Annotated in this window: 7 protein-coding genes; 3 read left to right on the top strand and 4 right to left on the bottom strand. The window is 34.5% G+C overall.

All coding sequences use genetic code 11. From position 1 onward, the window contains the following. Positions 1–14: 14 nt before the first annotated feature. Both EAG11_RS07060 and EAG11_RS07055 read right to left on the bottom strand, forming a co-directional pair. The gene (locus EAG11_RS07060) at positions 15–1,823 is read right to left on the bottom strand and encodes an IucA/IucC family siderophore biosynthesis protein (RefSeq protein ID WP_129538559.1); all 1,809 of its coding nucleotides are present in this window, start codon (positions 1,821–1,823) and stop codon (positions 15–17) included. 31 nt (positions 1,824–1,854) lie between these two features. Next, a complete protein-coding gene (locus EAG11_RS07055) occupies positions 1,855–3,696 on the bottom strand; it encodes an IucA/IucC family siderophore biosynthesis protein (RefSeq protein ID WP_129538558.1) in 1,842 nt (613 codons plus the stop codon). Positions 3,697–4,127: 431 nt separating this feature from the next. Here EAG11_RS07055 and EAG11_RS07050 point away from each other — a divergent pair, with 431 nt between their 5' ends. Further along, entirely contained in the window at positions 4,128–4,736 is a 609-nt protein-coding gene (locus EAG11_RS07050) for a nitroreductase (protein ID WP_129538557.1), read from the top strand. A 222-nt stretch (positions 4,737–4,958) separates the two neighbouring features. Further along, positions 4,959–6,356, top strand: coding sequence for an MATE family efflux transporter (locus tag EAG11_RS07045; protein ID WP_242499280.1), 1,398 nt, complete (start codon positions 4,959–4,961; stop codon positions 6,354–6,356). 163 nt (positions 6,357–6,519) lie between these two features. On the opposite strand, the gene EAG11_RS07040 is transcribed toward EAG11_RS07045, so the two are convergent. Together EAG11_RS07040 and EAG11_RS07035 are read right to left on the bottom strand one after the other, a co-directional pair. Next, entirely contained in the window at positions 6,520–10,374 is a 3,855-nt protein-coding gene (locus EAG11_RS07040) for a M43 family zinc metalloprotease (RefSeq protein ID WP_129538556.1), read from the bottom strand. A gap of 411 nt (positions 10,375–10,785) precedes the next feature. Continuing rightward, positions 10,786–11,631 carry an AraC family transcriptional regulator gene (locus tag EAG11_RS07035; RefSeq protein WP_164998668.1) on the bottom strand — a complete coding sequence of 282 codons (846 nt, stop codon included), beginning with the start codon at positions 11,629–11,631 and terminating at the stop codon, positions 10,786–10,788. Between the two features lies 1 nt (position 11,632). On the opposite strand from EAG11_RS07035, the gene budA reads away from it, so the two are divergent. Next, positions 11,633–12,526 (top strand): acetolactate decarboxylase, encoded by an 894-nt coding sequence (gene budA / locus EAG11_RS07030; RefSeq protein ID WP_242499279.1) that lies wholly within the window; start codon positions 11,633–11,635, stop codon positions 12,524–12,526. The last annotated feature ends 4 nt before the right edge of the window (positions 12,527–12,530 follow it).

Genomic DNA, 12,530 nt, shown 5'->3' with positions numbered 1-12,530 from the left:
TATTATTTATTAAATTAATTAATGTAAAATGGTGTTACTGGGTTTTTTACAATGCCGATATAAGGCAGGTTTTGAAATGGATTGGCACGATTTCTCAATTGTCTGTTATTATTTAATTGTAATTTGTTTAGAGCATCAGGGCTAAATTCATTAACAAACAGATCAAATTTCTGGAAAGATTCACTGAATTCAGGATGTGCAGATTGGTAATCTAAGATGCACTCTGCTACAAGCTTCCAAAACTCGTCTTCTGGAAAATCAGCATGTTCTACAAGTATTGCCGCTATAAATCGGAATATAGAATCGAATACCTGTGTAAATAAAGGCAGCGTTTTGCGATCGTCAGGAACGTTAACAGCAAGTCTCAAAGCTTCTTCAGGAATATCTAAACTACAGTTAAGTAACGAAACCTCTTCACCAATATCTTTCATAATGGCATTAACAACCTTATGATCTTCCAGAATCAAGATTAAATTTTCGCCATGAGGCATAAAAACCATATCCCATTTGTAAAAGCAATGAAGTAAAGGACTTAAATAGCAGCTAAAGTATTGTCTTAACCAATTAGAAGTCGTTAAACCAGATGCCTGTATTAATTCCGGAAGATAAGCCTTACCTTCATTATCAATATGAAGTAATGCTGCCATTGTAATTAAACGCTGATTTTCTGAGACTTTATCGGCTGGGCTTTCTCTCCATAAACAGGCGAACATTTTTTTGTAAGGAGTATCACCCGGAACCGCTGTTTCATAGTATTGATGAGCAAAACTTAAACTGGCGATTTCTCTCAGAATGATAAACCCTTTAGATTGTAAGTAGTTATCATCTTTTACCAAGTTGTAAATCCACTCATTGATTGGTGGGTTAGACAACATAAATTTAGGAGATAGCCCACGTACATAACCCATGTTAAGCACAGATAAAGCCGTTTTAACATAGAATTTTTCGGGATTGGTAATATTATAGAATGTTCGTATAGATTGTTGTGGCTGGTATTTATCAGCATTATATCCCATACAAACCAGTCTGTTAGTCGCGATATCTGCTGAAAATATATTGGCTAATTTATTAAACCATTGCCATGGATGCACCGGCATATAAAAATAATCATTAGGATTTAACCCTTTTTCAAGAAGTTTATCGTTAAAATTATTCAACGTTTCTTCACCAAGTTCTTGTAACATTACTTTATCATAATCTAAAGGCAATACGGCAGTAAACACAGCAGTCGAGCGATGACCGGCAAGCCAGACCAAAGAAAATGGTGCAGCCGCTTCTGGAGCATATTCTCTGTGATCGCTGGAAGTAAAACCGATTCTTCCATTATTAGCGATGAATCGGGGGTGACCTGTCATGGTAGATTCAGTTTGCTGATAACTGGCGTCTAATAGTTCTTTTGAATTTGGTTTGCCATAATAATTTAGGTAAGCACTTCCTGCCAGTGTACTGCACACCTCTTCCAGGTAAACAGGTAACGATTCTTCAGGAATTCCAAGTTCTGCCTTAAATTCAATGATAAAACTTAGCGCGTCTAATGTAGCAGTTTCCCCTTCGGTAAATTTTTCAATGGATGGAGTATCAATATACCAATGGTTTAAAGCTAAAATTCTAGCATTAAACTGATAGACGTTTTTTCCGTCTGTACTTGTCAGCTGATAGATTTCCCAGTCGTCTTTATTTCCGATTAGTTTTGGAATAACTAGTCGTTCATGAGAAAATTCGGCAAGTATTTTTCTAAGGTGCAAACGAGTTACTTTGTCCCAAACTGTTTTTTCTAAATGGCTGGACGCTTGTATTGGTGAGATTTGCGTATCTATATTCATGGTTTTAGCGTATTATGGTTTTAAAGAAGGACTAGATTAATTTTGTCTGATAAATGGAAAGTGGATTTTTCAGAGTACCAGCAAATTGTTGATTCTTGAAGGGATTGGTAGCGTCAAGCATTTTTGTACTGTTTTGCATTTGTAATCTATTTGAACATGTTTTAATAATTTCAGAATCAAATAAATCATACTTTCTGAATTTATCCTCCAGTTCAGGATATTCTGATTGGTATTCTGTTACGCATTCTGCTACAAGACTCCAAAAATCTTCTTCAGGCAGATTTACATGTTCTACCAATACATGATTTAGGTATCTGAAGAAAGAATCAAATATCTGAGTAAAAATTGATAGGATTTTAAGATCTTCAGGAACATTGATAATGATACGTTTGATTGTTTCTGGTAATTCTTTTTCCTGATTTACAATAGCTACTTCTTCACCAATGTCTTTCATAATTGCCCTAACTGGAACATTGTCACGGAATACCAGAATCAGATTTTCGCCGTGTGGCATAAAACGCATATCATGGTAATAAAAGCAATGTAAAAGCGGGCTAAGGTAAGATTGCAAATAGCTTTGAAGCCATTCTTTTGCATCTAAAGGGGAAGATTTAATTAATTCCGCCAGCAATGAGTTTCCATTAGTATCTATGTGAAGCAGTGCAGCCATAGTCATAAGACGTTCACCATTTGCTATTTTGTCCATCGGACTTTCTCTCCATAACGTAGACAACATTTTTTTATAAGGAGAATCTACTTTTATAGCCTCTTCGATGTACGCATTGGTGTAACCAACTGCAGCGATTTCTTTTAAAGTAGTAAAACCCTTTTTCTGAAGATAAGGATCATTCTCTACAAGGTTCGCAACCCATTCGCTAATTGGTGGGTTTGTTCGCATAAAATAAGGCGAAAGTCCTCTCATAAAGCCCATATTAAGAATAGAGAGAGCTGATTTGACATAAAATCTTTTAACATTGCTTACGTTAAAAAATGTACGTACTGATTGTTGAGGCATATACAAATCTTTACTATCACCTAAACAAACCAATTTTGATGCAGCAATATCTGGCGCAAATAAATAAATCAGTTTATTGTGCCATTGCCACGGATGAATAGGGAAAAAGATATAATCTTCTGGCTGAAGCCCTTTTTCTATAAGAATTGAATCAAATGTTTCTTTTAAGTCTGGATCTAATTCCTGCTTCATTACTTGTTGGTAACTAAGAGGAGGAATACTCGTAAATTCGGTGTGATTTTTATGGCCTGCTACCCAAACCAGCGAAAGCGGTGTTGCTGCTTCAGGGCTGTAATTCTGATAATCTACTGCATCAAAGCCAATTCTGGCACTGTTGGCAACAAAACAAGGATGCCCGGCTGTCATAGCATGTTCTACATCGGCGTAACTTGCTTCTGTTAGATCTTTAGCTGAAAACTCGCTATTAGTATGCATATAAGCACTACCATAGAGACAGCTGATTACTTCTTCAAGGTAAGTAGGCAGATTTAGATCAGTAAAGCCTAATTCTTCTGTAAATTCAAGAAGAAAAGCGATAGCATCAAGAGGTTCAGGATTTCCGTTTACTGTTTTAGCAATAGAGTCTGTGTCAATATGCCAATGATCTAATGCAAGTATTTGTGCACGAAATTGATATTCTGTTATTCCATCTTGTGTATTAAGGTAGTAAAATCCCCATACTCCGTTAGTATTCTGTAATTGAGGACTAAGTAATAATTCATGTGAATACTCACATAGCATTTTTCTTAGCTGTATTCTATTTACTTTTTCCCATATTTCAGGTTGAAGATGTGATGTGACTAGTTGAGGGTTTAATTGACCGTTCTCATGTCTTACGATTCGGGATTTTTCTTTCATTGGGTATGGTTTAATGGATATGATTAGTTTTTCAAAGTGTGCTTTTTGATTAGGTAAGTTTTTTTAAGCGCTATACTTAATTGCTTTAATCTGTTAAGATTTTGATAATGATCTTTTCCGTTAAGGGTAGGAAACTAATGGTTCTACTTTTCATAATTATGGGGGTAATTAGTTAATATTAGAAGGTTGTGTTTTGTTAGGCTGTCTGGTTCTGTAGTAGATTACATAGTTTTTTTTGGATGTGATAACAAGATTTATATTGTTTTTATGAGAATTACTATATATATTTGTCTTGTTTTTATTTATTCTAATTATAAATAATAATTTACTTCAGCAAAGCTATTTATAATAATTTTAAATAACAAAATTTATTTTGCATATTTTTCGTACTTAATTTTATCTAAATTATCACTAAATCTTTATTAAAGTTTATGGAAACAAGTATCATAGGTTCTTCATCTGAAGTTGCAACTCAGCTAATTAGATTTAGAAAAAGTATTTATGCTGATTCTTATATAGGGGGAAGTCTTTCGGATACTGTATTGCAGGAAATTCTAACTAATGCAACATGGGCGCCTACTCATAAAATGACAGAACCTTGGAGATTTATTGTGCTTGCAGGAAGTCAACTTGAAAAATATGGAAATTATATGGCAGACTATTACAAGTATCTGTATGAGGATATAGCCGATGTCGATAAAAAAGCGGCAAAGTATAATTATCTTAAAAAATACCCACTTAAAGCGGCCTGTCTTATAGGAGTGATTCTTTCTAAAAGCACCAAAGTGAATATTCCTGAATGGGAAGAATTGGCTGCAGTTTCCTGCGCTGTGCAAAATATGGCTATTAGTGCAACTTCGTATCAATTGGGTTCCTATTGGGATTCAAGTGCTGCTGCAATAGAATACGTGAAAACCTTTGGTCTTGAGGCTAATGAACAATCTTTAGGATTGTTTTTTATAGGTTATCCTGAGGAGTCGGCACTTTCTGTAACCAAAAGAAGAACAGCTATAGATAAAAAAGTTTCCTGGCATATTTAATAAAGGGTTTGAAATTACCTTGAAAACCATGCGAAACAAAAGTTAAGCTAAATTTTAAAAAGAAAATCTGCAGCTATAGCAATAAGGATAAGGCATAGCACTTCACTTACAAAAAAATAAAGGCAGATAATAACCCCACCAGTGCGGATTGATTCGGGTATTTTCAGTACCGCTACCATTCTCAAAAAAAATCTTAATATTTCTCTTTTAAAACAAATAACTGTGCTAGTAAAAATACGTTCAATATTTTCTTTATTCAGGATTGCATTGCAAGGAACAGAAAAGAATTTTACCTCAGGGAATGTAAACAGGGCGACCTTTTTATTATCCGTACCTACTATGTTAGAGCTTAGTATGGAGTCACTTTTTGTTTTAGTCGATCTTCTTTTTGTAAGTAGTCTGGGCGAAAATGCCATTACAGTCGTAGGGATTACTAACTCCGTAGTGATTCTTATTCAGTCAGTAGCAATGGGTTTGAGTATTGCCGCAACCGCAATGATTTCAAGAAGAGTAGGAGAACAAAAACCTCGTAGAGCTGGACAGACCGCAATGCAGGTCATTTATTTAGGAATTTTCCTTTCTGTGATATGCAGTGTTTTAGCCGTAATTTTTAACCAGGAGATTATGCGTTTTGCAGGTGGATCTGATCATTTGGTCAGCTATGGCAATGCTTTTTCTAAAACTATGTTTGCAGGACTCATTTTTATGATCATGCGTATTTTGATTAACGGAGTGTTCAGAGGCTCCGGAGATGCTTCGATGGCGATGCGAACCCTTGCATTTTCGAATGTTTTAAATGGTTTGCTGTGTGCAGTACTAATCTTCGGATTGGGTCCATTTCCGAAGCTGGGCTTATTGGGAGCCGCAATAGCTATGGTGATTGCAAATGCCTTTAGTGTCAGCTACCAGTTATGGTATCTGTTTAAAAATAATGAAACAATTATTATTGGAAAACGACAAATGTTGATGGTTCCTGTCCTAATGAAACGAATCTTAAAACTTGCAACTGCCGGAATGATTCAGAATCTGGTACCTTCTTCAAGTAGATTTTTAATGATTGTTATTGTTGCAAAACTTGGTGAAAATGTACTGGCTGGCTATATTATTGCCAATAGGATTATTATGTTTAGTGTTTTACCTGCTTACGGAATTGCTAATGCGGCTGGTGTATTGACCGGGCAAAACCTTGGCGCAAGACAGCCAGAAAGGGCAGAAGCTTCGGTATGGAAAACAGGAACTTTTAATATGTGTTTTCTGGGACTTATTGCCATTTTTTTAATGTTTTATGCCAAAACTCTGGCAGGATTTTTTACCCATGATGAGCAAATCCTTTCTTATGCAAGTACCTATCTGCAGTATATGGCTATTGCTTACTTTTTCTTCGGTTACACCATGGTAATCTCTCGTGCGCTAAATGCAGCCGGAAGTGTAAACACGGTGACGGTACTTTATATCCTAATGTTTTATATGATTCAGCTTCCATTATCGTATTTACTGGGGACTTATTACGAATGGGGACCAAAAGGAATATTTATTGCAATCCTAATTTCGGAAATAGTATTGGCTACCAGTAGCATTTTAGTTTTTAGAACCGGCAAATGGAAAACGGTGAAGTTGTAAAAGATTTAAATTATAATTAAACCAATTAATTTGACAGGAACTTTAAAAAGAAAGTCTTCACAGATTCAAAATAGATTTCAATCTTCACAACATATAAAAAAACCGCTGAAAGAATATCTTTCAACGGTTTCATTTTAGGATTGCTTATTGTGTGTAAACAATTTTATTTAATCAATAGTTTTTTGCTTTGTTTAAATGATCCATCAGTAAGTATAACATGATAAATCCCTGTTGGTAAACTCTTGATGGTATAACTAGATGTATTACGTACAGTATCTATTACAACTCCATTATTATTGTAAATGGTAATAACTGCATTGGCACTATTTATATTTTCAAAAGAGAAATTAACAACATCCGATGCAGGATTTGGGAACATTGTAAAAGATTTATTAGTACTTAAATCAGTGTTAGCTTCAGCTCCTGCAAGTGGAAGATTTATATCAAGATAACTACTCCAGTCACTTGTTCCTGCAGTATTAACTGCTCTTACCCTAAATCTGTAAGCAGTCTCAGTTCCTTGTTTTGGAATCCATAAATAATAAGTAGTAGATGTACCAGTGCTTGCCCATCCAGTTGCTGCTTTGTATAATTGTACTTCATAGCTTGTTGCATTTGCTACTTGTGTCCATGAAGCATAAAACCCTTGAGCATAAATTCCTGAGTTGGTAATATTTGTTGGAGTTGCCAAAGTTACAGGATTTGGATTTGATGGTCCAAAAGTAACTGTATAATCTTCGACTTCACCATCACCAATATTTCCACATACAGCAGTTGGATTTGAATTGTACTTCATTACAATGCGCATTCTGGTTGTTCCAGTCGCACTGTTTTGCACTGTAAAATTCCCTGTAACTGTGCCATTTGACGAAAGTCCATTAATTACTTTCTCTGATGCTTCGAATGTGTTGTTTTTATTGTAGTCTATCCAAATTCCCCATGATTCAGTATAATTTGAACTTGAGAATCCAGGTGTTAAACTCACAGGGATGCTTGCATTTGGTGTTAATGTAATATTTTTAGAAGTATAATTACCATATCCTGATGCATCAGCTCCAGATGTATTTGTAAAATTTCCTATTACAATATCTTTAATATATTCATATTGATTGGATCCGTTAGCTGCACAATAGGCACTAGTACCTGAAATAACTGCTGTAGCAACATTCGAATAATCTGAATAAGTTGTGTTAGCATTTGCTCTTACTTTATAAGTATATGTATTTCCAGCTGTTAATCCTGTATTTGTGTAGGTAGCAACATTTGCACCAAGTGTTGCAATTACACTATAAATACCGTCTGCCGAAGCTCTTTCTACAGTATAAGCAGTTTCATTAGTAGCATTATCTGTCCATGTTAATACCACCTGAAGCGAAGTAGAATTGGCAGTTGCTACTAAATTTGTTGGTGCTGCAACTGTTGTCCCACTTGTTGCTCCTGCAATTATGGCTTCAAAAGGTTTGGTATTATAGGCATAATCTGTAATTGAGTAACCATCACCATCAGCTGTTACTTTTATTTTAAACCATCCATAACAAGTTCTTCCTCTACTGGTGTATTCAAATCCTACATAGCCTGTTTGATTATCCCAAGTGGTGTAGGAAGCAGTGCGTAAGTCTAGTTGATCTGGGTATGAAGCTCCCGGAGTTACAAATATACTTGATGCGCCTATAGCTGTTCCTGCTGCAATTTTCGCAATATTTCTTGTACCCGTTAATCCTACTAATCTTTTTCCGTAGGTTTCAATTTTTAATGCATTGGCTGCAAATCGCCATGCTCCATATTCTGTATTATCACCAATGCCTAAATTTATATAATCCCATGTTGTAGCTGGAGAAACAACAAAATCTGGATTGTCTACATAAACGATTCCATATGGAGCATCGAATTTTATATTTATTGTTTTTGCAGGACTATCAAGAGTTGTTATTCCGCCTGTTATTGCTGCGTCTTTAAATGTAACGATTACTGCAGCATCGTTAGCAGGTAAGTGCGGACTTGCTTTTCCTGTGAATGTAAGTTTTACTTTTGAATTACTTTGTAATGTTAAAACAGCTGTTAAACCTGCAGGGACTCCCGAAATTGTATAATCTGTACCAACTGTAAATGTTCCAGTACTTTTGGTAAATGTTCCGTTATTGGTCGAAAGAGAAATTTCTGTATTTGTTGTGATTCCTCCATCATTTGCGTCAGCTTCATATAGTGTATTTGCAGATAAAACTACAGCAGTTTTTGGTGTCACTCCTGTATAAATTGATGCTCCTGGCTGTGTATTATAAGCATATTCTGAGATTGTATATCCGTCTCCATTTGTCGCAACGGTAACCTTAAACCATCCATAACAGGTTAAGCCATCGATCAAATAATCAAAACCAACATATCCTGTTTTTCCGTCCCAGTTGGTGTAGGTTGCAGTGCGTAGATCCAATTGATTTGGATATGCTCCCGGTGCTGTAAAATTGTTTGTAGCGCCTACTTGTGCATTTGCTCCTAGCAGGGTAATGTTTTTAGTTCCTGTTTCGCATATTAATTTTTTGGCATAGGTTTCAATTTTTAAAGCATTAGCAGCAAATCTCCAACCACCAAAAGCAGGATCGTCTCCTTTTTCTATTTCAAAATATTTCCAAATCAAAGCTGATGAAACGGTTACGTCGGGCATATCAACAAAAAAAATCCCATAAGGATTTACAAATTTAAAATCGAAATATAAGCTTGTGCAAGATAAACCTGTTGTACCACCTGTAAATGCTGTGGGTAAAAATGTAATAGCTCCTTTGGTATTATTGGTTAGTAAATGACTTGTGGCTTTTCCTGTTAAGGTAACTGTTATTTGTGAATTGGAATTAACTGTAAGTATGGGTGTAATTCCTGCAGGGAAAGTATGTGTGAAATGTGTTCCTGAAATCATTGTTCCAGTGCTAATTGCTAGTGTTTTTGTTCCTGATATCGTTATTATTGATGATGTGTCAAAAGAACCGTCATTTGCTACTGCTTCCTTAAAAGAACTTTTATTTACAGTTAGTAAACTTCCGCTGTAATTAACTCCAGTTGCAATGAGATTGCTTTCTTGCCAAAGGGTTTTTCTTGCGGGATGTTCTAAGGCCGCGAGCATCCGGTCTATCTGACCCTGTGTATACATTTTATAACATCCTTGCGCTCCATTGTACCCCATATAATTTTCATTGTTTACCCGATCACCGTTACAATTTGTTCCTTGTGTGCAGGCTAGAGTATGTAGTCCGTCTTCAAGTGGAGTATCTGCCACTTCATCTGTACCTGTACAACCACCTTCAAATGTGTGAATTAGATTTAAGAAATGTCCAAATTCATGTGTTAGAGTAGCCGAAAATTCTTTGCTATAGGAGTTGTCATATAAATAAGCTCCATTAAAAACAACCCTTGCGGTATTGTTTGCTGTCATACCTGAATCTGGATACCAAGCTACTCCAGAATTATTTAACGCTCCATCCTGATACAGATCATTTTGAATATATACGTTCATATACTTTGTATTGTCCCATGCATCAGCGGCAATTTGATCATCGTATCCGCCACCGTTTCCATAGCCATTTTTGGCTGAATGAAAAACGACTCCTGACGTACAGCCTCCGCTTGGATCAATCTTAGCAAGCTTGAATTCAATGTTTAGCGTGCCTCTTCTTGTTTGAAAAAATGGATCTACGGTTGCGTAATCAGCATTACGTCCGTTAAAATCATCATTAAGTTGTGCCAGGTGATTTACTATTTTCTCATATGTAACTGTTTTTCCGCTTTGCATATCTCCATAAATATGGAAGACAACTGGAATTACATAAGACGTTTGTAGCAATTTAGAGGTTGATTTCCTTTCTGCACTGAATTTTTTACTAAAAGCATCAAAGTTTTGCTTCTCTTTTAATGCATTAGGATTCTGTTTGTAGATTTTGTCATTTTCTTCTTTTGCTCTACAAGGAAGCCCTTGTGCGTTTGCTTTGAGAATGAAAATGAACGCCATAAATAGTAATAATTTTGGTTTCATAATTTTTTTTGGGGTTTGTTAATAATGTCACCAAAGTTATCTGTATAGCTGAAAATAAGATTATACTATTTTATTTTATTTTGATATTAAATAATCCAATAAATTAACTTTAAAATTATAGTAAGTGTTTTTTAAATCACAATTAAATGAATTAAATTTAATTATGATTACAAGTTTGTAAACAAAATGAAATGTCAGACAACCTGAAACTATTGATTATTTGTTATAAAAAGAGTGTTTTCGTATTTATTTGTTTAAAAATCATTGCAAGCTTTAAATAGAGTAAATTCTATTGAAAAGAGAAAACATAAAAAAATAAGAAACTTAAAAAAAGGAGTTTCTTAAATTAGAGATTGTAGTAGGGGAGGAATTATGTGTTTTGCTTTATAAAGAAAACGGAAGTCTTTTCTATCATGGCTTCATAAATCCAGTTGGACTCACTTTTTTATATTTTTTATATATTTTATTAAAATGACTTGCATCTGTAAAACCTAATTTAGCAGCAATTTCATTTATATTATGACGGCCATTTTTAAGTAATTGATCAGCAGCTTTTAGTTTGGTTTGAATAATGTGCTGTTGAATAGAAACACCACTGTGTTTTTTTACATAAATGCTAATGTAGTTAGGAGACATTGAAAATAACTCTGCAATGTTTTCAATGCGCATTTTTTCGGCGTCCAATGCATGTAAGCGGGTATAACCTAAGATTTGATTTAGTTTGTCAAGTTCTGTATTACTTGGGCATTGATCACCATGTTTAGATGTCGAATGACTTCTTGCCACCATCATCATTACTGCGCCAAAAAGTTCTAATACAACTTCTCGACTGTAAGCACAAGTTTTAGTAAACTCAAATAATAATATCTGTAATAAGTTATTAATGTGTTTTTTATCTTCTTCATCTGTTATTAAAGTTCCATCTACTGCAGATGGATTTTGGAGTAGAATCTTTATTATTTCCATCCATTTGGCAGTTTTACCACCTTCAAGTTTTTCTATAAAAAGCTGTTCTGTGAATTTTATAAAGATAAAACTAGTATTTTCTTCTATTTCAAATGAATGAGCATCTTCTGGTCTTAATAAAAAAGCATCTCCTTCTTTATAATTAAATAGCGTGTCGTTTAAAATATGATTACCACTTCCTTTTTCTATAAAAATGAATTCATAAAAATTGTGTTTATGTATTGGGAACTCCCATTTGTCAAGTTGCAATCGAAATACATTTAAAGAATGGTAACTGGTGAAACGTTTCATAATGGATAATAAATTTGTACAAAAATACAATGAAAACATACAACATAACTTAGTTGTTAAAAAATATCTTTGTTTTTATAATCTGTTCTTTATAAACAGGATAATAAATAAAACAATGACAAAAAAAATAACAATATTTAGTTTCTTTATTTCTATCACCAGCTTTCTAACTATAAATGCACAAGTTCAGGATGATAAACCGATTTTTCATTATTCTATAATGGATGCTATGCGTAATGGGGTCTATACAGGTGATCTTACTATAAAAACACTGGCAAGCAAAGGTAACTTTGGACTAGGTACTTATAATTATTTAGATGGTGAAATGATTGCACTTGATGGTATTTTTTATCGAATAGCTCCTAATGGACAAGTTACTAAAGCTGAATCGGAGCGAATGGTACCTTTTGCTTCTGTCGCATTCTTTAAAGCTGATATATCTTATGAAATTACCGGTAGTAAGACTATCGAATTGCTTCAGCAGGAAATAATAAGTAAACTTCCATCTGCAAATAAACCTTATGCAGTACGCATTGAATGCACTTTTGAATCAATTACAGTAGGAGGCGCTGAAAAACTTGATGATAAAAATACTACTGGTTTAGCAGAATTAATGAAAACGAGACCTCTTTATAAAAGGGAAAGAATTTCGGGAACGATGATCGGCTTCTATAATCCTCCATCATTTGCAGCTATAGATTTATCGCCTTTCCATTTCCATTTTTTATCTGATGATAGAACGTTTGGAGGACATTTAGTTGTAGGAGAATTATCTTCTGCCAAAATTAAAATAAGCATTGATGAAAAATCGGGTTATGAAATTATTTTACCAAAGAGAAACAAAACCTTTGATAAACCCTGGCCACAACAAAGCGATATAAAAAGCTCTTATTAAATAC

The organism is Flavobacterium sp. 140616W15 (assembly GCF_003668995.1).
In the GTDB taxonomy this organism is placed as follows: Bacteria; Bacteroidota; Bacteroidia; order Flavobacteriales; family Flavobacteriaceae; genus Flavobacterium.
This window is presented reverse-complemented; position numbering and strand designations above follow the sequence as displayed.

Excerpts from the sequence above, each read along its gene's own strand:
- EAG11_RS07060 (WP_129538559.1), bottom strand. The coding sequence starts at position 1,823 with ATGAATATAGATACGCAAATCTCACCAATACAAGCGTCCAGCCATTTA.
- EAG11_RS07055 (WP_129538558.1), bottom strand. The coding sequence starts at position 3,696 with ATGAAAGAAAAATCCCGAATCGTAAGACATGAGAACGGTCAATTAAAC.
- EAG11_RS07050 (WP_129538557.1), top strand. The coding sequence starts at position 4,128 with ATGGAAACAAGTATCATAGGTTCTTCATCTGAAGTTGCAACTCAGCTA.
- EAG11_RS07040 (WP_129538556.1), bottom strand. The coding sequence starts at position 10,374 with ATGAAACCAAAATTATTACTATTTATGGCGTTCATTTTCATTCTCAAA.
- EAG11_RS07035 (WP_164998668.1), bottom strand. The coding sequence starts at position 11,631 with ATGAAACGTTTCACCAGTTACCATTCTTTAAATGTATTTCGATTGCAA.
- budA (WP_242499279.1), top strand. The coding sequence starts at position 11,633 with ATGGATAATAAATTTGTACAAAAATACAATGAAAACATACAACATAAC.